Below are 25,026 nucleotides of genomic sequence, written 5' to 3' on the forward strand. Positions count from 1 at the left end.
GGCTCCTATTGCGGCCGGATGTTCTGATTCATTCTGAAGAAGTTTTCTGGATCGTACTTTCTCTTCAACTTCACCAGCTTGTCCCACACGTCCTTCGGGTACGCATCGCGTACCCGCGCCTCACCCTCGTCGCTGATGAAATTCACATACACGCCATGCGCGAAAGGCTTGGTGACCTCCCAGATGTCACGCGCCCAGCTCGTGCACTTGGCGTCATCGCTTGCATCGGCCCAGCGTCCGTGCACGTTCATGATGAACCTGGGCGTGCGGAACGCGTACGGGGTGGCCGCGGCGGGCACGCGCGACGGCGCCCCGCCCATATGCGTCAGCAGCACCTCGCAACTGGGCGTGGGGGCGCGCTGCATCTGTTCCAGGACCACGTCGATGCACCCGTCCGCAAGATCCTCGATGTGGTGCGACTTCCAGTAATTGCGCGCACCGTGTGCGTTGAGCGCGTCGAAGGCGGCCTGCCATTCCACCCACGGCGTCATGCCCGCGTGTTCTCCGTAGGCGGTTTCCTTCCAGCGCAGGTCCTTGAGCAGGCGCTTGCCCGCAGCCTGACTCCCGAGGTGGACGAAGGGCACCACCACCACCAGCCGGCCGTGCACCTTGGCGGGCAGGAACGGAAGCGCCGGCGCGCGGCGCAGCACCGCCCAAACCGTGGTTTCGTCGGGAAGCGTGGCCAGGTAGTCGCGGTGGAACTGCAGGTATTCCCGGGCGGTGTCCATGGGGTGCACCAGCAGTCCGGTGAACACTTCCGGACCCACGCGCGCGCATTTGAACAGGAACGACGTCACCACGCCGAAGTTTCCCCCGCCCCCGCGAATGGCCCAGAACAGGTCGGGGTTTTCCTTTGCGCTCGCGGTCACCGCGCTGCCGTCGGCCAGCACCACTTCCGCCGAGAGCAGGTTGTCGACCGTGAGGCCGTACTTGCGCGAGATCCAGCCGAAACCGCCACCCAGGGTCAGGCCCGACACCCCGGTGTGGGAGACGATACCCCCCGGAACCGCCAGGCCGTAGCGCTGCGTCTCGTGGTCGAGGTCGCCGAACAGGCATCCCGCGCCCACGCGTGCGGTCTTCTTCTTTACATCCACGTGCACCCAGCGCATGGGAGTGAGGTCGATCACCACGCCGCCATCGCACACCGCGTTGCCGGCCACATTGTGGCCGCCGCCCTTCACCGCCACCGGCGCGCCGTGTTCGCGGGCCAGGTTGATGGCCAGGATGACGTCGTGGATCCCGACGCAGCGGGCGATCAGCGCGGGACGCCGGTCGATCATGCCGTTCCAGATGCTGCGCGCGTCGTTGTACTGTGGATCTCCGGGCTGAATGAGGTCGCCCCGGAACCTCGTCTTCCATGTGTCGATCACGCTGCTCGTGAGGGGTGCGGCCATACGTCGAGCATCCTTTCCGTAAGTTACCCGGTCAACTTTCCCGTTGGATCAGGGCGCCAAGAATGAAGCATGCGCATGTAGTTGGCGCGCTCAAAGGCGGCCGGTTCCGCGCAGTTCTTCTGGCTCATGCTACCCCGCATCTGGCGGACGGATTCGTACGCGTGGTCTTCCATCCACTGCGCCGTCTCCACCAGCAGGTCGCGGGCGGCGCCCACGCCGTTGCGCAGCAGCGCCGATGTCACCATGGTGACATTGGCGCCGGCCATGACGCCCTTGATCACGTCTTCGGCGGTATGTACGCCGCTCGTGATCCCCAGATCCAATTCCACCCTACCATACAGAATGGCCACCCAGCGAAGCGGAAGTCGCAGCTCATTGGAGTTGGAAAGCACCAGGTGTGGTGTCACCGCCAGCGCCTCCAGGTCGAAATCGGGCTGATAGAAGCGATTGAACAGCACCAGGCCGTCGGCGCCCGCCCCTTCCAGCCGGCGCGCCATGTTGGCCATGGCGCTGAAGAACGGCCCCACCTTGACCGCGAGGGGTACGGTGACCTCGGCGCGCACCGCCTTCACCGTATCGATCACCATCTGCTCAACCTCGCCGCCGCCCATGGCCGGGTCGGTGGCAATCATGTAGATGTTCAATTCGATGGCGTGCGCGCCCGCATCCTGCATGAGGCGCGCGTACTCAACCCAGCCGCCGCGCGAAACGCCGTTGAGGCTGCCGATGATGGGGATGTCGAGTTCGCGGCGGGCGCGGTGGATCTTCTCCAGGTATTCGTCCGGACCGACACGATAAGACGACATCTCCGGAAAGTACGACGACGCCTCGGTGAAACTGTGCGCACCGGTGTTGAGGTAGTGGTCGATCTCGTGGCTCTCGTGCTGGATCTGCTCCTCGAACAGCGAGTACATCACGATGGCCGACACCCCCGCGTCTTCCAGCTCTTTCATGGATTCGAGCGAATTGGAAAGCGGGGAGGCCGAATGGACCAGCGGGTTCTTGAGTTCCAGACCGAGCCAGTGCGTGGTGAGATCGATCATTTTGCGGCCTCCGGGGTTTCATCAGTGCCGGGTTTGTTGAAGGCGGCGCGCTGCAGACGTTTCCATCGCTCGTCCACGTTCGCCTGCGCGCCCTTCAGCAGGAGTGCGGCGTGCTCCGGGTTGGAGCGCAGCAACATGCGGTAGCGGCTCTCATTGTAGATGTAGTCCTTCAGCTTGATCTTGGGCGGCGCGCTGTCCAGTTGCAGCGGGTTCCTGCCCTGCGCCGCCAGCCGCGGATCGAAGCGGTACAGCGGCCAGTAGCCGCTCTCGCTGGCCAGCTTCTGCTGGGTGAGCCCGTTGGCCATGTCGATGCCGTGGGCGATGCAGTGGCTGTATGCAATGATGAGCGACGGCCCCGGGTAGCTCTCCGCCTCCACCAGCGCGCGCAGCGTCTGCTGGTCGGACGCGCCCATGGCGATCTGCGCCACGTACACGTGGCCGTACGACATAGCGATGGCACCGATGTCCTTCTTGGGGGTGGCCTTGCCACCGCTGGCGAACTTCGCCACCGCACCCATGGGTGTTGCCTTGGATGACTGGCCGCCGGTGTTCGAGTACACCTCGGTGTCGAGCACCAGCAGGTTCACGTTGCGCCCGCCGGCGAGCACGTGGTCCAGCCCGCCGAAGCCGATGTCATACGCCCAGCCGTCACCACCCACGATCCATACGCTCTTGCGCACCAGCGCGTCCGCCACCGCGAGCAGGTCTTTTGACCACGCAGTACCCAGGGGGCGCAACTGCGCCTTGAGTTCGGCCACGCGGTGGCGCTGTGCCGCAATCGCGTCCTCGTTGACCTGCTCGGCCTCGAGGATGGCGCCGGCCAGCTCGGGGGCCACGTCGCCGCGGTGCGCGCGCAGCAGCGATTGCGCCAGCGCCTGCTGCGCGTCGAGCGCCTCCCGCATCCCCAGGCCGAACTCGGCGTTGTCTTCGAACAGCGAGTTGCTCCACGCGGGCCCGCGCCCGTCGCCGTTGGCGGTCCAGGGCGTGGTGGGCAGGTTGCCGCCGTAGATGGACGAGCATCCAGTGGCGTTGGCCACCAGCACGCGATCCCCGAAGAGCTGCGTCATCAGGCGCAGATACGGGGTCTCGCCGCAACCGGCGCACGCGCTCGAAAACTCGAACAGCGGGGTCTTGAGTTGTACGTCCTTGACCTTGGAGTAGCCCAGGCTCTGAGCCTCCGCACTTCCGGCGCTGAACACCTCGGGCAGCGCAAGGAAGAAGTCCCAGTGCGCCGTATGATCGGCGCCGATGGATTCGCGCGGGTGCATGTTGATGGCCTTGCGCGCCACGTTGCTCTTGTCGCGCGCGGGGCATATCTCCACGCAGAGCCGGCAGCCGGTGCAGTCGTCCGCGGACACCTGCAGCGTGTAGTGCTGTCCGGAGAGTTCACGCCAGCGCGCGGCTTCATGCTGGAAGCCCTGCGGCGCCCCGGCGTACGCGGCTTCCGGCGCCACCTTGCCGCGGATCACCGAATGCGGGCACACCATGACGCACTTGCCGCACTGGATGCACAGGTCGGGCTCCCACACCGGCACCTCCAGCGCGATGTTGCGCTTCTCGATGGCGGTGGTCCCGGTGGGGTAGGTCCCATCGGCCGGGAACGCGCTCACCGGCAACGAGTCCCCGTCGCCCGCGAGCAGGCGCTGCACGAAACCCTCCGCGCTTCGCCGGGTACCACCGGCGGGCGCGGGCGCCCCGGCCGGCACCTTCAGTTCGTGCAGGTGCGCAATGGAGGCGTCCACCATGGCGTGGTTGGCGCGCACCACTGCTTCGCCGCGCTTGCCGTAGGTCTTGGTGATGGCGTCCTTGATGCGCGCAATCGCGTCGTCGCGTTCCAGCACGCCGGAGAGCGCAAAGAACGCCGTCTGCATGATGGTGTTGATGCGCACGCCCATGTTGTTCTCACGCGCAAGCGCATAGGCGTCGATGGCGTACACCTTGAGCTTCTTCTCGATGATCTCCCTGCGCACCTGTTCCGGAATGTGCTCCCACACCTGTTCGGTCGGGTACGGCGCGTTGAGCAGCAGCACGGCACCGTCACGCGCCAGATCCAGCACGTCGTAGCGATCCAGGAAACCATACTGGTGCACGGCCACGAAGTCCGCCTTCTCGATGAGATACGGACTGCGGATGGGGTTGGGCCCGAAGCGCAGGTGCGACACCGTGCGCGCACCCGCCTTCTTGGAGTCGTAGACGAAGTACCCCTGCACGAAGCGGTCGGTTTCCTCGCCGATGATCTTGATGGAGTTCTTGTTGGCGCCGACGGTGCCGTCGGAACCGAGTCCCCAGAACACCGCGCGCACCACACCCTGCGGCTCGATCCAGAACGATGGGTCCCATTCGAGGCTGGTGTGACTGACATCGTCGCTGATGCCAACGGTGAAGTGGTTCCTGGGCTGCTTCTGCGCCAGATTGTCGAGCACCGCCTTCACCATGGCGGGCGTGAACTCCTTGGAGGAGAGTCCATAGCGCCCGCCCACCACGCGCGGCTGATGCTTGAAGTGTGGAGACTGCGACTGCGTATCCTCGCACACCGCGGTTATGACATCCTGATACAGCGGTTCACCCGCACCCCCCGGTTCCTTGGTGCGGTCCAGCACGGCGATGGTTTTCACGGTGGCGGGCAACGCGCCCATCAGATGCGCGGCGGAGAAGGGCCTGAACAGGCGCACCTTGATGGCACCCACCTTCTCGCCCGTTGCAGCCAGGTGCTCCACGGTTTCCCCGATGGTCTCTACCCCTGAACCCATGGCGATGACCACGCGATCCGCGTCGGGCGCACCCACATAGTCGAACAGGTGGTAGGGGCGTCCGGTGCGCGCGGCCAGCGCGTCCATCGCGCGCTGCACCGCCTCCGGCACGGCGGCGTAGAAAGGATTGGCCGCCTCGCGCGCCTGGAAGAACGTGTCCGGATTGTGCGCGGTGCCGCGGATCACGGGGTGATCCGGCGAGAGCGCCCGTCCGCGATGGGCATGGATTGCCACGGGCGAAAGCAGGGCGCGGATGTCATCGTCGGAGAGCACGTCGACCTTCTGGATCTCGTGCGAGGTACGGAACCCGTCGAACGCATGCAGGAATGGCACGCGCGATTCCAGCGTGGCCGCGTGCGCCACCAGCGCCAGGTCCATCACTTCCTGTACATTGGCCGAGAACAGCATGGCAAAGCCCGTCTGCCGCGCCGCCATCACGTCGCTGTGATCGCCAAAGATGGAGAGGGCGTGGGTGGCCACCGATCGCGCGGCAATGTGGAACACGGTGCACGTGAGCTCGCCGGCGATCTTGTACATGTTGGGGATCATGAGCAGCAGGCCCTGGCTGGCGGTGAAGGTGGTGGTCAGCGCGCCTGCCTGCAGGGCACCGTGCACGGCTCCCGCCGCACCGCCCTCGCTCTGCATCTGGATTACGCGGGGGATGCCGCCGAACACGTTGGGGATCTCGCGCGATGCCCATTCGTCGGCCAGTTCACCCATGGTGGATGACGGCGTGATGGGATAGATGGCAATGACCTCGCTCGCGCGATACGCAACATGCGCGGCGGCGTCATTGCCGTCGAGACAACGCAGGGGCCGGGTTCCCTTTGGTGTGACGGGCCGGTCGGCCTGGTTGGCGGGGTGTTTCTCTCCTGTGGCGCGCCCCTTCGCGCGCCGCTGCGTGGCCTGCGGCATATGCGAATCCTTCTCTATTGCTGTGTATGCCTGTCGGCATGGGCGGAGATATTCCGCCGTCTGCAGTTTAGGTTAATAGTTACCCGCGGGCAATCTATTTTTCGGATAGTTTTGTCCGAAATAGACTTAGCGGGTCCTTTTTTGATCCCCCGCGGGTCGAAACGGCGCACATAGTGGTGAGGGGCAAGACTGTTCACGGGCCCATTGACGCAACTGACGTATTGAGTTACAATTACGGGGTATTCAATCGGCTCGCGTCGCGGACCGCCTCACCACGGTCCCCGTCCCTCCGTAGAAACCCGTTCCCGGCTGCACGGAGGTGTCCCATGTCGAATCGCCGTTCGCGGTGGACCCACGCCGCGCTCATCTGCGCCCTCCTTCTGATTCCCTCCGCGGGCAACGCGGGTTGGCTTGCCAACGGCATCCCGGTGGTCGCCCTTGCCGGTGACCAGTCGGCGTCGCACGCGGTTTCCGACGGGTCCGGCGGCGCCTTCATCGTCTGGCAGGATGCGCGCGGTGTCGATGCCGACATCTACATCCAGCACCTCGACCGCAACGGCAACGCGTTGTGGACGCCGGATGGCGTTCTGGTGTGCGGCGCGACCGGCAACCAGTCCAGGCCGCACGTGGCGCCGGATGGCGCGGGCGGCGCCATCGTCACCTGGGACGACCTGCGTATCATCGACAGCCACATATACGCGCGCCGCGTGGACGCAAGTGGAACACCGCTGTGGACGCCGGACGGCAACGCCGTCTGCACCGCGCCCGGGTACCACGCCGGCAACCAGATTCTTTCCGACGGCGCCGGCGGTGCGTTCATCACCTGGAACTTCGGCTTCGGCGGTTCCACCGACATCTACATGCAGCGTATCGATTCCGGCGGCAACGACCTGTGGACGACCAACGGCGTGGTGGTATCGGCCGAGGCGAACTACCAGTACAACCCGCGCCTGGCCAGCGACGACGCCGGCGGCGTCGTGCTGGCCTGGGGTGACAATCGCGACGGCACCTGGCGCATCTACGGTGGTCACGTGAATGCCGGCGGCAGTCAGTTGTGGATGCTGAACGGCACTCCGTTGAGCGGTGGTACGGTGAGCGCCACCCTGCCCACGCTCAATGTCGACCGCGACGGCACCGGCGGCATGATCGTGGGATGGAAGACGGGTGGCGGTGCCGGGGTGCAGCGCGCTTCCGCCGGCGGCGTTCCGCAGTGGCAGACGACGGGCATCCCGATCTCGGCGCTGAATGCACCCGCGGTCGCCGGAGATGGTGCCGGGGGTGCGTTCGTCGTGTGGGACAGCGGCCCGACCGCGGATGCCGACGTACACGCGCAGCGTTTCACCGCCGCGGGCGACATCGTGTGGGTACCGAACGGCATCGTGCTCGCCGCGACAACCGGCAGCCAGAATACGCCGCTGGTGGCGTTGGATGGCATCGGCGGCGTGGTGGCCACGTGGAGCGACACGCGCAACGGCGGCTTTCCGCAGTTGTTTGCACAGCGCGTGGACATCCAGACGGCCCAGCCCTCCTGGGCCACCAACGGTGTCCCCGTGTCCCTGACGCCCTCGTTGCGGACGGTCAGAGCGCTGCTGGTGGCCGACGGGGCGGGCATGATTTCCCTGTGGGACGACGGCGACGTCTCCGCACAACGCTTCCACTCGCTCACCGGCGCGTACGGTGCGCCGGACGCGCTCCTTGCCGGCGTGACCGATGTTCCGGGAGACGAGGGCGGCTTTGTGCAGGTGGACTGGGACGCGAGCGACCGCGACAACATCCCCATGAACCTCGTCACCTACTACTCACTGTGGCGCGCCACCGACTTCGTCCCAGCCGGTGCGGCGTGGCAGGTGCCGGCCGGGTTCGATAACGCGCGCGTGAAGTCCCGGGGAGATGTAGCGGCGGACTTTCAAGGTGTTGCGCGCTACATTGAAACCACTCCCGCGGGCACCTACTACTGGGAATGGGTGGGAAACACCACCGCGTTTCAGTGGCCTTCCTACTCGGCCAATGCCCCCACGCGTCAGGATGCCACCGCGGGCGATCCCGCGCTGCACTACTTCCAGGTGCTTGCGCACACAACCAATGCCTTCGTCTTCTGGGAGTCCGACGTGGTCACCGGCAGCTCCACCGACGATCTCGCGCCCGCGGCGCCGCTGTCGCTGACCGCCGTGCGCGACGGCAGCAATGTGGACCTGCAGTGGTCGCCATCGGGACAGAACGAGCCGGACCTGGAGGACTACGCGATCTATCGTTCGGACCTGCCCGGTGTGGCCGTGGACCCGCTCAACTTCGTGGGGTCCACCACCAACCTGACCTTCACCGATACCGGCGTGCCGCTCAGCGCGCTCTACTATGTGGTGGTCGCGCGCGATGTGCACGACAACGAGAGTGTACCGAGCAACGAGGCCATGACCGCCACCCCCACCGGCATAAATACGCCGGCCATCGGTGCCTTGACGGTGCGCCCCAACACGCCCAATCCGTTCAATGCATCGACGCGTTTCAGCGTGGGGCTGCCCGGGCGTAGCGCCGCCACCATCGAGGTGTTCGACGTGGCCGGGCAGCGCGTCTCACTGCAGCGCGTGGCGCAGTTCGACGCGGGGTGGAACGAAATCAGCTTCGACGGCCGCGGCGACAACGGGCGGCCGCTCCCCAGCGGCGTCTACTTCTGGCGCGTGACGGCCGGATCCGAAAGCCGGGTCCGCAAGATCGTCCTGCAACGCTGACGGGAACAAGGTGACACGCATGAAACGATCGATCTTGATCCTCATCGCACTGATTTCGCTCAACGCCGCATCGGCCTCCGCCGACTGGCCCCTCTACGGCGCGCATCCGCTGGGCAGCGGCGATGACCTCATGCCGTTCGTGGTGCCGGATGGAAACGGTGGCGCCTTCCTGGTGGGAAACAACCCGGGCGACGCAGTCATCGTGCAACGCATCAACGGCGACGGAACGCCCGCGTGGGCCGGCGCCGTGGTGGGTACGGCGGACTACGGCAAGTACATCTCGGACGTGGTCGCCGACGGTGCTGGCGGCGTCATCGTGGGATACACCATCACCAACAACGACGGCTACGCCCAGCGGGTGAGCGCCGGCGGTCAGAAGCTGTGGGCCAACGGCATCAAGATGTACGACGCGTGCTGCGCGGGGCCGGCCCTGGTTGCAACGGGGGACGGCGGCGCGGTGGCGTTTTTCCAGTTCGCGTCCTTCATCGGCTTCCAGCGCATCGGGCCGGCCGGCGCACCCCTGTACCCGCAGAGCGGGCACCCGGTGGCCGCCACCACCGTCAACCAGTTCACCCCGGACCTCCGCGCCATCGGCGACGCCATGGGCGGATACATCGTGATGTGGAAGTACCAGGACGCGAACGACGGCATCGACGACTGGCACGCGCAGCGCGTGGATGCGAACGGCAACGCGTTGTGGGGACCGAACGGTGTGGTCGTGAACGACTATCCGGTGCTGAAGGAAGACCCGGACATTGCGCCCGATGGCACCGGCGGCTTCGTCGCGGTATGGAGCGACGGACGCAACCCGTACCTGAACATCTACGCCCAACGCATCGACGCCTCCGGCAACCGCATGTGGGCCACGAACGGAGTCGGAATCGCACCCGTGTCCGGGAACCAGCGGGTACCACGCGTCCTGCGCGAAACCAGCAACCCCACCTGGCTGGTGGCGTGGCGGGACATTCGCGTCCCGGGCGGAGGAACCTACGCCCAGCGCATCAATATTAACGGCGGTGGTGTGTGGCCGGCGGGCGGGGTGCGCATGATCTCGGCTGCGTCGTTCTTCGACGTCGTGCTCGACGAAAGCGGTGGCTCGCTGTTTGCCGCCAAGGTCTCGGTGGCGGGCAAGGTGGAGTTGCGCATGCAACGTTTCAACCAGTACGGCACCTCGGTGTGGGGCGCGGACAAGACAGTGGTGAGCCAGGTGGTGAGTTCCGTCTCCGCCACCGGCGTGGGCCTGGTGGACGGCAACCACGTCTTCGCGTGCGCACCCGGCGTGGGCGGCGTCGTGCAACGCGTGGAACTCACACACGGCGAGCCCGGACGGCCGGAGCCGGACGGTGTGGTGGCGGCGGACAACCCCCAGGACCAGGGCGGCGCCGTGCTCGTGCAGTGGAACGCCAGCCAGCTCGACGCGCGCCCCAACACGCGCATCACCTCCTACACCGTGTACCGGGCGCCCGCGGGAACCGGGTCGTGGGTGCCGGCCGGGTCGCAGCCGGCGCGCTACTCGCCGAGTTACAGCCTGCTCCTCACGACGCCCGAGGACAACACGCCGTATGACTGGCGCGTGCGTGCGCTCACCTCGAATCTGAATGTATTCTGGGAATCCGAGGTCGTCACGGCCGCGTCCAGCGCACCGGTGGCGTCGGGCATCACCCCGCCCGCGCTCTCACGCCTCACCCTGGGCGCCAACGTCCCCAATCCGTTCGGCGCCAGCACCGCGCTGCGCGTCGGTCTGCCGGTTGCCGGGACCGCCAACGTTGACGTCTTCGACGTGGCCGGGCGGCGGGTGGCGGCTCGGCGCGTGGACGGCCTCAACGCGGGCTGGAATACCATCGACTTCGACGGCCGCGACGACGACGGCCGCCGGCTCGCGAGCGGCGTGTACATCGTGCGCGTGCGCGCGGCGGGTCAGACGGCCACGCACAAGTTTGTGATTCAGCGCTGAAGCGGGATTATGCGAGAAAAGAAAGACGACACCGGTGGGACGTAGGGTGGCTTCGTTACCGGTGCCGTCATTCTGTTGGCCGCTTTGATCGCCAGACGTCCGAGAAGGGGACGTCTGAAGGCGATGTCGGCCACTTCGCTAGGACACTTGCCACTAAGCAGTATGCGTGCATCGCGCGTGAGGGTCCATGATGCAATTGCATCAATTCCCGAGCGCGGCGCGATGCGCAGCTAACGGAAAATCGGCAGCTTGAAGAGGAACTCCGCGCCCCGGCCCGGTTCGCTCTGGCACCAGATCTCGCCCTCCTGGCGGGTGACCAGGTCCTTCGCAACCGCCAGCCCGTAGCCGCTGGTCGGCTCTCCCGCCGTCGGCTTCGCGGAGAGGGTTGCGCCGCGCTGAAACAGCCGCCTGCGGTCTTCGTCGGTAATGCCAGGCCCCTGGTCGCGCACGCCGCACACGATACCGGGCGGCTCATAGCGCAGCGACACCGTTACCGTGCTTCCCGGCGGGGAAAACTTGACCGCATTCGAGAGCAGGTTGTCCATCACCGACGCAACCGCCACGCGATCTCCGGCCGCATCGGGCAATTCCGCGGGTGCTTCGAAGATCATCCGGATCTGCTTGCGGGCGGCGACGCGCTCGTAGAAGCTGCAGCACCGTCCCACCAGTTGCGCCATATCCATGCGCTCGCGGCGCAGGTCGAAGTCGGTGTGCGCCGTGGTGCCCATGAGCTGGTTGATGCTGTGGCTCATGGACTCGGTCATGCGCTTGAGGCCCTCCAGCCAGCGCACCACGTCGGGGTCACGGTTGTCCTTGAGCGCCCGCGCGAGCAGTTCGATGGTGCCGCCGGCCACGGTGAGGTAGTTGTCCAGGGCGTGCGCGGTATAGGCGATGGCGTCGGGGCTCAGCACCGGCATGTGCTCCAGCGTGGCCAGGGCTGTCTCCAACTGGCGCTGGGCCTCGCCGATGGAGGCCACCACTGCTTCCTTCGATCGTTTCACGGCTACCACTATATCACCCCCCGTCGGTGTCCGGGGCCCCAAGGTCGATATTCACGCTAATGCATTATAAATATTACAGTTAAATAAAATACAAGACAACACACTCTTAAATAGCTATACTCCCTTGAGAAGCACGGCATCGGAGGGCCGCATTCGTTATGACACTTGAAATCCGGCTTCACGGGCGGGGCGGACAGGGTGGTGTGACGTGCGCCAAGATACTTGCCGCCATCTACGCCCGCCTTGGAAAGAGCGTCCAGACTTTCGGTGATTACGCCGGCGAGCGTTCCGGCGCCCCGGTTCGCGCCTACACACGCGTCAGCGACGAACCGATTTCCAACCGCAACAAGGTCTATCATCCCGACCACCTCCTGATTCTCGACCCGACCTTGCTCAGCGACGATGTCGTGTCCGGCCTCGCGCCCGGCGGCCTCCTCCTGATGAACACACCGGAACCGCCCTCGGCGTTCACCGAGCGCTTCGGTGGATTCAAGGTGGCCACCGTGGACGCCACCAGCATTGCGCGCAAGCACGGCATCGGAACCCGGTCGGTGGTCATCGTCAACACGACCATCGCGGGCGCGTACTGCAAGATCGTGGGGCTGCCCTACGACGCGCTCGAGTTTGCGTATCGTGACCTTCATCTGCATGGCAACCTCCCCGCGGCAAGAGAGGCGTTCGACGCCGTGCTCGTCGCAGATACCCCCACGGGCCAGGCGGCCCGTTCGGCGAGCACGGCGCCGCCAACCGAAGCAGCGTCGTTCAAGCACGGCACACCGGTCATGCCGCTCACCGAGCACAAGCAGAGCGCGCCCACCGGCCTGAAGACCGGCAGCTGGCGCACGCAACTGCCGCGCTACGTGGAGCACTTTGCGCCCTGCAACGCCTTCTGCCCGGCCGGCAACGACGTGGTCACCTTCGTGCAGACTTTGATGAACGAGGGCGAAGAAGCCGCGGCGAAGGTGCTGGGACGCACCCAGCCGCTCGCGTCGGTGTGCGGGCGCGTATGCCCCGCGCCGTGCATGGTGGGCTGCAGCCGCGCCAACTACGACGGTGCGGTGAACATCCGCGCGCTCGAGCGCTGGATCGGCGACCGTGCGCCACTGGTGCAGAAGAAGGAACTCCCCCCGAAGGAACAGCGCCGCATCGCCATCATCGGCAGCGGCCCGGCGGGCCTGTCCGCCGCGTACGACCTGGCGCGTGGCGGTCACAAGGTCACCATCTACGAGGGCGAAAAGGAACTCGGCGGCGTGCTTCGCACCGGGATCCCCACCTACCGTCTGCCCCGCGAGGTCCTCGACCGCGAGATCGACGCCATCATGGCGCTCGGCGTCGAGGCACACACCGGCGTGTTTCTCGACCGCGATTCCATCCTCGCGCTCGGCGGGCAATACGACGCCGTGATCCTGGCGGCCGGTTTCGGCCGGCCGGCAAAACTCGACGTGCCCGGCGTCACCCTGGACGGCGTGGAAGACGGTACCCGCTTCCTGCATCGCGTCAACATGGACGGCGGCGAAGCGGTGTCCGGCCACGTGGTGGTGCTGGGTGGTGGCAACACGGCCATGGACTGCGCGCGCAGCGCGCTCCGCTCGGGTGCAAACCGCGTCACCGTGGCCTACCGCCGCACGCGCAGTGAGATGCCCGCCATCCTGGAGGAAATCGAGGAGAGCGAGCACGAGGGCGTCGTGTTCCGTTTCCAGCGCGCGCCCACGGCCGTGCACGGCAACGGCCGCGTGAATGCCCTCGAACTGGCCGAGGTGGAGATGGGTCCGCCCGACGAGAGCGGACGCCGCCGTCCCGTGGTGAGCAACCGCACGGCGCTGATGGAATGCGACCACGTGCTGCTGGCACTGGGACAGTCCGCCGACAAAGGACTGCTTCCGGCTGACGCAACCATCACCGACGGCCGCGTGCACCGGGACGGACAGCCCACCAACATCTACGTGTCCGGCGACTACGCCACCAGTGAGGGCACAGTCGCGCACGCCATCGGCGACGGCCGCCGCGCGGCGGGCCGCGCGCTCGCCAGCCTCGGCGAAGAGGTGAAGCTCTTCGTGCGGCCCAACAAGGTGCAGGCGGTTCCGCTCGAGAGCATCCGCCTGGAGTACTTCGCGCCCCGACCCGCGGCGGTGGAGCGTCACGAGCCGGTGCCCACGCGTATCAAGACGTTCAACGAAACCAACCACGGCATTCCCGACCCGCGCGAAGCCGAACGCTGCTTCTCGTGCGGCCATTGCACCCGCTGCGACACGTGCCTGGTGTACTGCCCCGAGGGCATCATCGACCGCGTGGTTGCCAGGGACGGCGGTGGGTACGACATCGACCTGGAGTACTGCAAGGGCTGCGGCATCTGCGTGGCCGAGTGCCCGCGCGGCGCGATGGAGATGTTCCCACAATGAGCATGCAACTGATCAGTGCCAACCACGCCTCGGCCGAGGCCACCATCCTGGCCGCGCGCGCCAACCGCAACGGGCGCGGATTCTGCAGCGGCGTGTATCCCATCACCCCGCAGACCGAGTGCATCGAGCGGCTGTGCGCCGCGACCATCGAAAAAGGGTCCGTGGTGCGCGTGGAGAGCGAACACAGTGCGATGGGTGTTTGCATCGGCGGAGCGCTGTCGGGCGCGCGCACCTTCACCGCGTCGTCGTCCAACGGGCTCGCCTACATGGCGGAAAACGTGTTCGCGGCCGGCTTTTTTCGGCTGCCCATCGTGATGATGGCGGTCAATCGCACGTTGGGTCCCCCGTGGAACATCTGGGTGGACCACGGCGACACCATGATGCTGCGCGACGCGGGTTGGATTCAGTTCTACTGCGAGGACAACCAGGAGGTGTTCGACACCACGTTGCTCGCCTTCCGCCTCGCGGAGGATGCGCGCGTGTACCTCCCGGTGATGGTGTGCCAGGATGCCTTCGTGCTCTCGCACACCATGATGATGACCGACATCGTCGAGCAGGAAAAGGTGGACGAGTTCCTCCCGACGCTGGACCTGCCCTTCCGGGTAGAGGACAAGCCGCGGCTGGTGGGCGGGCTCGACTTCCCGCACCAGACCGAGATGCACAAGCAGCAACACATCGAAGTCATGAAGCAGGTGCACGCCGCGTACGCGGACGTGCAGGACGAGTTCGAGCGGGTGTTCGGGCGCCGCCCCCCCGACGCCATCGTTCCCTACCAGATGGACGACGCGGATGTCGTGCTGGTCAGCATGGGTACCACCGCGAGCACGGTTCGCGCGGCAGTGGATGACGCGCGCGCGCGCGGAATCAAGGCGGGGGGGCTGCGCGTGCGCATGCACCGCCCGCTGCCGGAGGATGCCCTGACGACCGCGCTGCGCGGCCGCACGCGCGTCGCCGTGATCGACCGCAACCTGTCCCCGGGGCTGGGCGGCATTCTGTGGGGTGAGATCCGCTCCCTCGCGGATCCGCAGGCGCTGATCCAGAACTACCTGGTGGGGCTGGGTGGCGGTGACATCCGACCGGAGCACATCACGTGGATCATCAACGATGTCACCACGCGCGAAACCAGCGGCGACCCGATATTCATGGAGGCGGGTGAGTGATGAAGAACGAACCGGTGCTGGGAGGCGTTGCACAGACCGAGGCCGATCGCTGCGAGCCGTTGCTGCGCGCTGGCAACACCAACTGCGGCGGCTGCGGCATGTCGATCACGCTCAACATGATCAGCCGCGCCATCGCCGACCGTCCCGTGCAGATGGTGATTCCCGCCTGCTGCGGCATCGTCACCGCGGGCTCCTTCCCGTACAGCGCCTACGGTGCCCCGGTGGTGGCGTCGACGTTTGCGGGCGCCGCGGCGGTTGCAAGCGGGCTGGCGCGCGTGGCCGAACTCAACGGCGAGAAGACGCGAGTGATGTGCTTTGCCGGTGATGGCGGCACCTACGACATCGGCATGGCCACGGTGAGTGCGGCAGCGGAGCGCGACGAGGACATCCTCTACGTCTGCTACGACAACGAGATCTACGGCAACACCGGCGGCCAGCGTTCCTCGGCCACGCCGGTGGGTGCATCCACCACCACCACGCCGGGCGGCAAACACCACGCCAAGAAGGACATTCTGTCCATCATGGCAGCGCACCGCGTTCCCTACACCGCGTCGGTATCCATCGCGCACACCGAGGACATGATGCGCAAGTTCCGTCACGCGCTGGACGCGCGCGGTTTCCGCTTTCTGCACATCCTCTCCCCGTGTCCCACGGGCTGGAAGTCCGAACCGGCCGACGGTATCGAATTGATCCGCCAGGCGGTGGAGTCGGGGCTGTATCCGGTGGTGGAGATCGTTGACGGCGACGAGTACACCATCAACGTGGAGCCCTCCTTCTCGGTGGAAGCGCTGCGCGCCTTCATCAAGGGGCAGGGACGCTTCACCAAGTCGAAGGTGTCGGTGGAGGATCTCGAGGTAGGCATCCGCCGCCAGTGGGAGATCCTGCGCCGCCACGTCCGCATCCAGGGCGCCAGCGCGCTGGACGTTTCCGCCGAGCTCGAAGACTAGCGACCCCGGCCCGATAGTCCATCCCATCTTTTCTGCGGCGCGGTTACAATTGGCCGCGCCATGGCCTCCCGCACCCACCGCATCGTCTCTTTTCTCGCCCTGCGGCGGAGCACCGTGGGTGTGCTCGCCATGGTGGTGCTCGTCGGCATGGGCGAGAACATGGCCGAGCGCTTCCTGCCCATCTACATCCTGGCACTCGGCGGCGGGGCCATGGCCATCGGCCTCCTGCAGGCCATGGACAACCTGCTCTCCGCGCTCTACTCGTTTCCCGGCGGTTACCTGGCGGATCGCATGGGCGTCAAGCGCGCGCTGCTGGTCTTCAACCTGGTGGCCATTGCGGGCTTCGCGCTGGTCATTCTGATTCCGGCGTGGCAGGCGGTGCTGGCGGGCGCGGTGTTGTTCCTCTCCTGGTCGGCGCTTTCTCTTCCCGCCACCATCAGTCTTCTGTACAAGGTGCTGCCCCAGCACAAGCGCACCATGGGTGTGAGCATGCTCTCGCTGGTGCGACGGGTCCCCAAGGCCATCGGCCCGCTGCTGGGCGGCGTGTTCATTGCGCTGTGGGGCGAGCGCGACGGCGTGCGGTTGGCGTTCGTGGCCGCAATGGCCATGGCGGTGGTGGCGCTGTTCCTGCAACAGCGCCTCATCGCGGATGATTCGCCGGGTACGGCCGGGGCCCTTGCGTCGCCAGCCGAGCGCGACCCGCGCAAACTCTACCGCCTCATGAACCCCGCCATGAAGCGCCTGCTGGTGAGCGACATCCTCATCCGCTTCTGCGAGCAGATTCCCTACGCGTTCGTGGTGGTGTGGTGCATGAAGACCATCGCGGCGCCGGTGACGGCGGTGCAGTTCGGCCTTCTGACCACCATCGAAATGGTGGTGGCGATGCTCATCTATATACCTGTCGCTCGCCTGGCCGATCGCGGTGCCAAGAAGCGCTACGTGCTCATCACATTCGTCTTCTTCACGATATTCCCGCTGGTGCTCTTCTACTGCCACTCGTTTGAATGGCTGGTGGTGGCGTTCGTGGTGCGGGGCTTGAAGGAGTTCGGCGACCCCACGCGCAAGTCGCTCATCATGGATCTTTGCCCGGAGCAGAACCGGGCGGGGATGTTCGGGCTCTACTACCTGATCCGCGACGTGGTGGTTTCCGTCGCCGCACTGGGCGGGGCCTTCCTGTGGCAGATCAGCCCGGAGTTGAACCTGATGACGGCGTTCGCCTTTGGCATCATCGGTACCACATGGTTTGCCGCCTTCGGCCGCGACCTGCGCGAACCATCCGCATGAGAGGGCCGGACAAAGAAAAGCCCCCGCCGGCCGATGCCGACGGGGGCTTGTGATTGCTGCGGGACGTTTAGAGACTACTTGCGATAGTGATCCTTCACCGCGCCCCAGGTGGTGTTCTCGGTGGGGACCGTCTGGCAGTCCGGACCGAGGATCTCCTCCGGGTTCGTGCAGCCGGGCTCGAAGGTGGCCGCGCGCAGGTGCGCCTGGAACATGCCACCGTCGTTGCGGGTGACGAAAATGCCGGTCGAACTGCTCCCCGGCGTCGTGCAGTAGAAGATGGGGAACGTACAAGTGGCATCGGACGGCATCGTGAAATCGAACTCGTACACGCCATCCGCAACATAGGTGGCGACGAGATCGAAGTTCCCGGAGCCGGAGCTGTTGACGCGCACGTTCAGCGTGGCGTCGGTGCCACCATTGGCGCACTCCGCGACGTTGTCGATGGTGAGGCGGTAGGTCTCACCGGGTTCGACATCCCACGCCTGCACGGCGGGGCCGGTCGGGCCCGACACGCAGCCGCCGGAAACGGACGTAACACTGATCAGACGGGCGTTGGCACTGGCCATCGCCGGGATCACAGCAATTCCTAGCATCGCAACATAGAACAGATAGCGCTTGATCATCATGGACTCTCCTCGAGGTTCGGGATTCACACTTTGCAATATGTTCTTCGACGCGGCGCTATCTCCCCATCGCTCGACTCGCCAAACAAACGCGGCGCCCGCCACGCACTCGCGTGACCGACGCACACATCCTCCGTCATTATTGAACACGTGTATTATAGCACGTTCCGGGACCTGCTGACAACGCGCGAAGGGCTTCGGCTCTCCGTGGCGGGCGGGGGAAGAACGCGAGCGGGCCAGCCGCAGCTGGCCCGCTCGCCTTAATTAGCAGCTACACAGTAAGTTGCGAGGCTACTTCAGTAGAACCATCTTCTTCTGCTCGACGAAGCTCCCCGCCGTCAGGCGGTAGAAATATACGCCCGAACTCAGGCCCGCCGCGTTGAAGTCGATTGCGTGCCGGCCGGCCCCCATCGTCCCGTCGGCCAGCGAGGCGACCCGCCTTCCCGAAACGTCGAAGACGTCCAGGCGGACGTGGCCCTCCGACGCCAGCGTGAAGGAGATGGTCGTGCGCGGGTTGAACGGGTTGGGGTAGTTCTGGTCCAGCGAATTGCCTAGTGCAACCGGGGCCTCCGGCGCCAGCGCGGGCTCCACGCCGCCCGCCTTGCGGGCCGTGGCGATGTTGGCAACCGGCTCCGAACCGAGCACGGAGGTGGTGGCGCGCCAGGTGATCGCGTCGACGTACACATCGTCGTTGTTGTCGCTGGCATCGCAGCGGAAGCGAATCTTGGCACCCGTGGGGAACGTGTACGTGCTGCGCGGCAACGTAATAGTGGCCACGTAGAAGGAACCATTGTTGAAGCTCGTTCCCGAAACGTAATTCGCCACGATCTGGTACGCGGACCCGTTGTAGTACTCCACGTAGAAGTTCTCGCCCGTCTCCATGCTCTGCGCACGGAAGTAGAACTCGATCTCCTGGGTCTGGTACGCGGTTACATTGCGGCCGGTCGTTGTATAGAACGACGACGCGGTGCCGCTGTTGTCCTGGATATCACCCGCGGCCGTGCTTTCCCACGCATAGGTTCCGCCGGTATAGCGCGACATGTCGGCGCCGCCATCGGTGAAGCTGCCCATGCCACTCTGGAAGTCATCGTAGGTGATGGTGGTCCAGGTGGTGCCGCCACCGGTCACCGAGATGTACGCCGACTTCACCTCCGGGTCGCTGCCGCACGCGTTGGTGGCGGTGAGTGTCACCGTGTAGCTCCCCGCCGCCGTGTAGGTGTGGCTGGGGTTCTGCGCGGTCGAGGTCCCGCCGTCACCGAAGTTCCAACTCCAGCTGGTGGGGCTGCCGGTGGAAAGATCGGTGAAGCTCACCGCGAGGGGCGCGACACCCGACGTCGGTGAGCCGGAGAAGTTGGCGGTAACGGTGGGCGAACAGCCGCCACCACCGCCGACCGCGGCGTTGATATCCACCATGCCGTAGCCCGAGTAGCGATCCCAGCCGGCGCCCGACTCCACGTTCACGATATCCTGGGCGGTGCTGGTGAGCTGGCTCTTGATCTGCGCCGGCGTGTAGCCCGGGTTCTTGGACTTGATAAGCGCACACACGCCCGCCGCGTACGGCGTGGCGCACGAGGTGCCGTTGAAGAACGGTTCGTAGTCGCCGCTCACGTAGCCGCCGCTGCCCTGGATGTCTGTGGTGGGCAGGATGGTGGGTGCAATGATATCCACCGCACCGGCCGCGTTGGCAGTGTTGACACCGTAGTTGGATCCCCACCAGCGTTCACCGTCGCAGGTGTAGCCGCGCGGATCGGTGCTGACACCCGGGTTGACCTCGGAAGCGCTGCTGCTGCTGCGCTTGCGGTCGCCGCAGGGCGACGCCGCACCCACACCGATGACGTAGGCGTTGATGGCGGGATAGCTGATGGTGCTCATGTTTTCGTTGCCGGTGGCGGCAAGAATCGTGACCCCGGCGTTGTTGGCGTACAGGATGGCGGCGTCGGTGGACGGGTCGCTGGAGATTGCCGCCCCCAGACTCATGCTGATGATGTTGGCGCCGTTGTCCGCCGCGTAGTAGATGGCGTTAACGATGGCCGAGAAGAACATCGACCCCGCGTTGTTGGCCACCTTGAGCGGCATGATCCTGCACCCCGGTGCGGCACCGCACGCGCCCAGACCGTTATTGGCCCGGGCGGCCGCAACACCCGCGCACGCCGTGCCGTGTCCCGGCGCCGCCGAGTTGTCTTCGGGGTTGCTGTCGTTGCTCCCGAAGTCGTAGCCGGTGACGAGGTTGAGATCCGGGTGGCTCAGGTTCACACCCGAGTCGATGATGGCAATGATCACGCTGGCGCTGCCGAAGCCCGCCGTCCCGTCCCAGCCCGCCTGCGCGTTGGTGTCGAATCCGGGCGTGCCCACGGTGGTGGGCAGCGTGTGGGAGTATGTCCCGCCCCAGTCGAGGCCGGGCAGTTGTGCGGTGTTGTTGTGGCCCCAGTGATTGGGGTACAGCGGATCCGACGGCACCACCGCCGGGTACGCCAGCCAGTCCGGTGTCGCGTACTCGACGTTGGCGTCCGCAGAATACTGACGCACCGCCTCTTCGACGTCCGCGCCCGGTACCAGGTGCAGCATGTAGGTACGGTTTACGCCTGCCTGCTGTGCCGCGATGGTGTTCATCGGCTCGATGAACGGGCGGGTGATCTTGACCACGCCCACGCGGCGGCTGAGCGCGTCGACGGAGGCAAGGCCCGTCTCGATACCCGGCGCCTCCGCATTCAACTGCGGACCCACCCTTAGCGTTGAGCGCTTGGCACTCGAATCGGTGAACTTGACGATGATGCGATCCGGCGCGTACGGAAGGACCTGGTCCCCCGCGGGGACGAAGCCCTTCTGTACCGGCGAAAACGCGCGCGGCGCCGCGGCAAACGCAGCGAACGCAAAGAACAAGACGACCAGAGCAAGCAGTGACACACAAACCAGCAATGTCTTGCGATTCATGTTGCTGTTCTCCTGTCTAACTCGAACGACTCGCACGACGTGCCTCCACGGAAGCACCACGGCTTCCATCGAAGCGCCAAAGCACCAGCGGCCGGGTCGCATGCGCGACCCAACATCCGATTAAACGGTTGTTGGATTCCCCCCTCGCGGCTGCAGCAGGAACAGCCACTTCTGTGTGCGCACGCCCGGCCGAGGATCAGGTGGGTCGGCCGGGGCGATCATCCGCGGGCCTCCGCGGACGGGGAATGCTAGGAGCGCTCCCCCTCGCCGGTCCACACAAATGTATGTGAAAGATGGTGCAAAGGCCTCTGGCCAAACCGGTTGCCACTGACGCCGTTGACCGACCGCGCGCCCCGCCCATACAATCGACCTGGATCTTCAACCCTGGGAAGCACCTGTCCCTATCCCGCGCGCCGCGCCGCCGCGTCGCTCTTCAAACCGCGATGGCCGCTGACCACGATGTCACCCAATGGCTTCGCCAGATGACCGACGGCAACCCGGCGGCCCTCGACCGCGTCGTCGGCCTCCTCTATGACGAGCTGCGCGCCATGGCGCGTAACCGCCTGTCCTCGGAGCGCTCGGGTCACACCCTGAGCGCCACCGCCGTGGTCAACGAGGTCTACCTCAAGCTCGCAGGACACCACCGTATCAGCGCCCCCGATCGCACCCGCTTCCTCGCCGTGGCGGCCACCACCATGCGACGGGTGCTTGTGGACTACGCCCGGACCCGCCGCCGGCAGAAGCGGGGCGGGGGCGAGGCCAACGTCCCCCTCGACCAGGTCGAACACCTGCTTTCCGACACCGAAGCCGACGAGGTCCTCGCCCTCGACGCAGCCCTCACGCGTCTCGCGGAGATCAACCCCCGTGGCGCGGAGGTGGTGCAGCAGCGCTTCTACGCCGGACTCTCGCTGGAAGAGACCGCGGCCCTGCTCAATGTCTCCACCAAGACCGTGCAACGCGACTGGATCGCTGCCCGCGCCTGGCTGCGCAAGGAAGTGGTCCAGGAACTGGACCCGTGATGTCCGCTTTGCCGCGCAATCATCGCCACTAGTTCACAGCCATGACGCAAGACTGGCAACGAATCGAGACCATCTTTTTTGACGCCCTCGACCGCGAACCGGCGGAGCGCGCCGCGTTTCTGCTGGCGGCGTGCGGGGGCGACGACGCCCTGCGCGCGGAAGTAGACGCCATGCTCACCGCCCACGAGGGCGAACGCCGGTTGAGTCCGGAGCAGTGGGAAGACGCCTACGGCGTATCGGCGCGGGACGCCGAGGCGATGATCGGCCGGCGCGTGGGCGCGTACCGCATCGAGCGCCTCATCGGCCGCGGTGGTATGGGCAACGTGTACCTGGCCGCCCGCGACGACGAGCACTACGAGCACAAGGTGGCGGTCAAGCTCATGCGCCCCGGGCTCCACGCGGCGGAAATGGCGGAACGCTTTCGCCGCGAGCGCCAGATACTCGCCCACCTCGAGCACCCCAACATTGCATCGCTGCTGGACGGCGGAATCAGCGACGACGGCCGTCCCTACCTGGTCATGCAGTACGTGGACGGCACGCCCATCACCGACTATTGCGAGACGCAGGAGCTGGCGCTGCGCGAGCGGCTGCAGCTCTTTCGCATTTTGTGCGCCGCGGTGCAGGCGGCGCACGTCCATCTGGTCGTGCACCGTGACCTCAAGCCGGCCAACATTCTCGTCACGCAGTCGGGCGAGGTGAAGCTGCTCGACTTCGGGATCGCAAAGCTGCTGGAGCCGGATTCGGACGTACTCACCACGCGTCCGTTCGAGCGCGTGATGACACCCGAGCACGCCGCGCCCGAGCAGGTACGCGGCGGGGGCGTCACCACCGCCACCGATGTGTACTCGCTGGGCGTACTGCTATTCCAGATACTGACCGGTGAACGCCCGCTACAGTTTCCGTCGAGTGCGGCAAGCGACGTGGAGCGAATCATCTGCGAAGTGGAACCCGCCGCCCCGAGCACGGTGGCTAAGGAAAACAGACGAGCACTTCGCGGCGACCTCGACAAGATCGTTCTCATGGCGCTGCGCAAGGATCCTGCGCGGCGCTACCAGTCCGCGCAGGAACTGGACGAGGACATCCGGCGCTACCTCACGGGGCTTCCCGTCAACGCGGAGCGCGATACGCTTGCCTATCGTTCCAGGAAGTTTGTCGCGCGGCACCGCACCGGCGTCGCGGTGGCGGGTGGATTCGTCGCCCTGGTGGTCGCCTTCGCCGTGGTTGCTCTCGAGCAGGCGCACCGCGTGCGCCACGAGCGCGATCGCGCCCTCTCCGAGCAGGCCAAGGCCGAGGAGGTGGTGGGCGTCCTGGTGGACCTGTTCCAGCAGTCCAATCCCTACGTGGTGCCCGGCGGGGACACCCTGCGTGTCAGTGATTTCATTGCCCAGAGCGAGAAGTCTGTGTCCGACATGGCGGACCAGCCCGACGTGCAGGCGCGTATGTGGGAGGTGCTCGCCGAGATCCACAAGGCACGCGGCGACCTGCCGCAGGCGCGTACGTTCTTCGAGCGTGCGCAGGCCATTTACGAGCAGGACGGTGCACACGAGCTCGATGCGGCGCGCGCGTTCCACAGCCTGGCCCAGCTCACGTTCACGGAGGGAGGCGCCGCCGCCGAGCCGCTGATGCGCGAGTCGCTTGCGCGCCACCGCGCCCTGCTGGGGGATTCGCACCCCGACGTGGGTACCGCCATGCGTGACCTTGCGAGTGCCATCATGGAGAAAGAACCCGACGAGGCGGCACGCCTGCTCGACGGCGCCTTCGCCATCAGCCGGCAGCACCCGTCGGACAACGACATCGAACTGGCGGCGGATTACAATGCTCTTGGCATGCTGGAGGGCTCGCGCCGTAACTATCCGCGCTCGCTGACCCATTTTCAGCACTCCCTCGAAATCCTCCAGCGCGCTCTTCCCGCCGATCACCCCAACACGATGACGGTGAAGCACAACGTGGCGTCGACGTACGCTGCGCTCGGCGACTGGAAGACGTCTGAGAAGCTGGAACGGGAGATTCTGGAGACACGCCGGCGCGTGTTTGGCGGCGACTCCCCGGAAGTGGCCGCCAGCCTCGAGGCGCTGGCCATCACCCTCACGGCAGAAAGAAGCTATGACGAGGCGACGGCCCTCCTAACGGAGGCAATGGGCATCTACGAACGCGCCGCCGGCCCCAACCACCCCAGTGTCGCCAGCGCTAGCCGCAACATCGGCGTTCTGCTGTCGCTTCGCGGACGCCCCGCCGACGGGGTGCCGTACCTGGATCGCGCGGTGGCAATCCAGGCACAATCCGGTCGGCCGCGCGCGGCGACCAACGCGTTCCTCGAACTGCAGCGCGTATTCGTGGCGTACAGCGCTGGTGATACGAGCGGTGCGGTCCCGGTGGCGCAGGGGCTGGTGGCGGAAATCGACACCCTCGTGCCCAACCCCACCCACTCGTACCGCGCCGACGGTCGTGCCTTGCTCGCGGCCTTGCTCCTCGATCACGGTGATGCGCGGGACGCGGAACCCGTGCTGCAAACGGCAATCGAGATCCATTCCCCCCAACTCGAAGAAGACCACCCCCGCATCGCCCGCTTGCGTTGCCTGCTCGGCGCCAACCTCGTCGCCCTCGGACGGGGGGACGAGGGGAGGAAGCTGCTCCGCGCCAACTACCCCGCGGTGCGTTCGTGGGGGTCGCTTTCGCCCCTGGAACGGTCCATCATCGTGAACGCCATGCACGAAAGCGGCCTTCCCGCCAGCTAGACCCCTCCCCTCCTCGAATCAGGAAAGTTTCCTGTCCATTCCCCGTGGCCGTTGTCGCCATCACTGTTGTCGCCATCACTGTTGTCGCCATCACTCCTGCAAGGTTTGAAATCGTTTCTACCCGGTCCGAGGAGGCCGCTGTCAA

The 25,026-nt window shown here is 66.0% G+C and carries 14 protein-coding genes; 8 read left to right on the forward strand and 6 right to left on the reverse strand.

Annotated features, from left to right (window positions below):
* Window positions 1-5: 5 nt before the first annotated feature.
* From OEX18_06370 to nifJ, 3 genes are read right to left on the reverse strand one after another with little or no spacing between them, the layout of a single operon-like run.
* On the reverse strand, window positions 6-1,394 hold the full coding sequence (locus OEX18_06370; protein ID MDH4336889.1) for an FAD-binding oxidoreductase: 1,389 nt from the start codon (window positions 1,392-1,394) through the stop codon (window positions 6-8).
* A gap of 23 nt (window positions 1,395-1,417) precedes the next feature.
* Complete coding sequence (locus OEX18_06375) at window positions 1,418-2,437, reverse strand: dihydroorotate dehydrogenase-like protein (GenBank protein ID MDH4336890.1); 1,020 nt, start codon at window positions 2,435-2,437, stop codon at window positions 1,418-1,420.
* Window positions 2,434-6,102, reverse strand: coding sequence for a pyruvate:ferredoxin (flavodoxin) oxidoreductase (nifJ, locus tag OEX18_06380; GenBank protein ID MDH4336891.1), 3,669 nt, complete (start codon window positions 6,100-6,102; stop codon window positions 2,434-2,436). The genes OEX18_06375 and nifJ overlap by 4 nt, the downstream gene beginning before the upstream one ends.
* Before the next feature lie 326 nt (window positions 6,103-6,428).
* On the opposite strand from nifJ, the gene OEX18_06385 reads away from it, so the two are divergent.
* A complete protein-coding gene (locus tag OEX18_06385) occupies window positions 6,429-8,828 on the forward strand; it encodes a T9SS type A sorting domain-containing protein (GenBank protein MDH4336892.1) in 2,400 nt (799 codons plus the stop codon).
* 19 nt (window positions 8,829-8,847) lie between these two features.
* A complete protein-coding gene (locus OEX18_06390) occupies window positions 8,848-10,782 on the forward strand; it encodes a T9SS type A sorting domain-containing protein (GenBank protein ID MDH4336893.1) in 1,935 nt (644 codons plus the stop codon).
* Window positions 10,783-11,012: 230 nt separating this feature from the next.
* Here the strand turns inward: OEX18_06390 and OEX18_06395 are convergent, their stop codons facing one another.
* The gene (locus tag OEX18_06395) at window positions 11,013-11,783 is read right to left on the reverse strand and encodes a HAMP domain-containing histidine kinase (protein ID MDH4336894.1); all 771 of its coding nucleotides are present in this window, start codon (window positions 11,781-11,783) and stop codon (window positions 11,013-11,015) included.
* 158 nt (window positions 11,784-11,941) lie between these two features.
* Here OEX18_06395 and OEX18_06400 point away from each other — a divergent pair, with 158 nt between their 5' ends.
* From OEX18_06400 to OEX18_06415, 4 genes are read left to right on the forward strand one after another with little or no spacing between them, the layout of a single operon-like run.
* The gene (locus tag OEX18_06400; protein MDH4336895.1) at window positions 11,942-14,182 is read left to right on the forward strand and encodes an FAD-dependent oxidoreductase; all 2,241 of its coding nucleotides are present in this window, start codon (window positions 11,942-11,944) and stop codon (window positions 14,180-14,182) included.
* Window positions 14,179-15,342: a pyruvate ferredoxin oxidoreductase gene (gene porA, locus OEX18_06405; protein MDH4336896.1), complete on the forward strand. Its 1,164-nt coding sequence runs from the start codon at window positions 14,179-14,181 to the stop codon at window positions 15,340-15,342. The genes OEX18_06400 and porA overlap by 4 nt, the downstream gene beginning before the upstream one ends.
* Window positions 15,342-16,289, forward strand: a complete 948-nt coding sequence (locus OEX18_06410; protein MDH4336897.1) for a thiamine pyrophosphate-dependent enzyme — start codon at window positions 15,342-15,344, stop codon at window positions 16,287-16,289. The genes porA and OEX18_06410 overlap by 1 nt, the downstream gene beginning before the upstream one ends.
* Window positions 16,290-16,349: 60 nt before the next feature.
* Entirely contained in the window at window positions 16,350-17,573 is a 1,224-nt protein-coding gene (locus OEX18_06415) for an MFS transporter (GenBank protein ID MDH4336898.1), read from the forward strand.
* A gap of 74 nt (window positions 17,574-17,647) precedes the next feature.
* On the opposite strand, the gene OEX18_06420 is transcribed toward OEX18_06415, so the two are convergent.
* On the reverse strand, window positions 17,648-18,199 hold the full coding sequence (locus OEX18_06420; GenBank protein MDH4336899.1) for a hypothetical protein: 552 nt from the start codon (window positions 18,197-18,199) through the stop codon (window positions 17,648-17,650).
* Between the two features lie 288 nt (window positions 18,200-18,487).
* Window positions 18,488-21,127 carry a S8 family serine peptidase gene (locus OEX18_06425; protein ID MDH4336900.1) on the reverse strand — a complete coding sequence of 880 codons (2,640 nt, stop codon included), beginning with the start codon at window positions 21,125-21,127 and terminating at the stop codon, window positions 18,488-18,490.
* Window positions 21,128-21,570: 443 nt separating this feature from the next.
* Here OEX18_06425 and OEX18_06430 point away from each other — a divergent pair, with 443 nt between their 5' ends.
* Window positions 21,571-22,146 carry an ECF-type sigma factor gene (locus OEX18_06430; protein ID MDH4336901.1) on the forward strand — a complete coding sequence of 192 codons (576 nt, stop codon included), beginning with the start codon at window positions 21,571-21,573 and terminating at the stop codon, window positions 22,144-22,146.
* A 41-nt stretch (window positions 22,147-22,187) separates the two neighbouring features.
* Window positions 22,188-24,881 carry a serine/threonine-protein kinase gene (locus OEX18_06435; protein ID MDH4336902.1) on the forward strand — a complete coding sequence of 898 codons (2,694 nt, stop codon included), beginning with the start codon at window positions 22,188-22,190 and terminating at the stop codon, window positions 24,879-24,881.
* Window positions 24,882-25,026: the final 145 nt, after the last annotated feature.

The sequence above is a fragment of the Candidatus Krumholzibacteriia bacterium genome, from assembly GCA_029865265.1.
Classification (GTDB): Bacteria; Krumholzibacteriota; Krumholzibacteriia; order WVZY01; family JAKEHA01; genus JAKEHA01.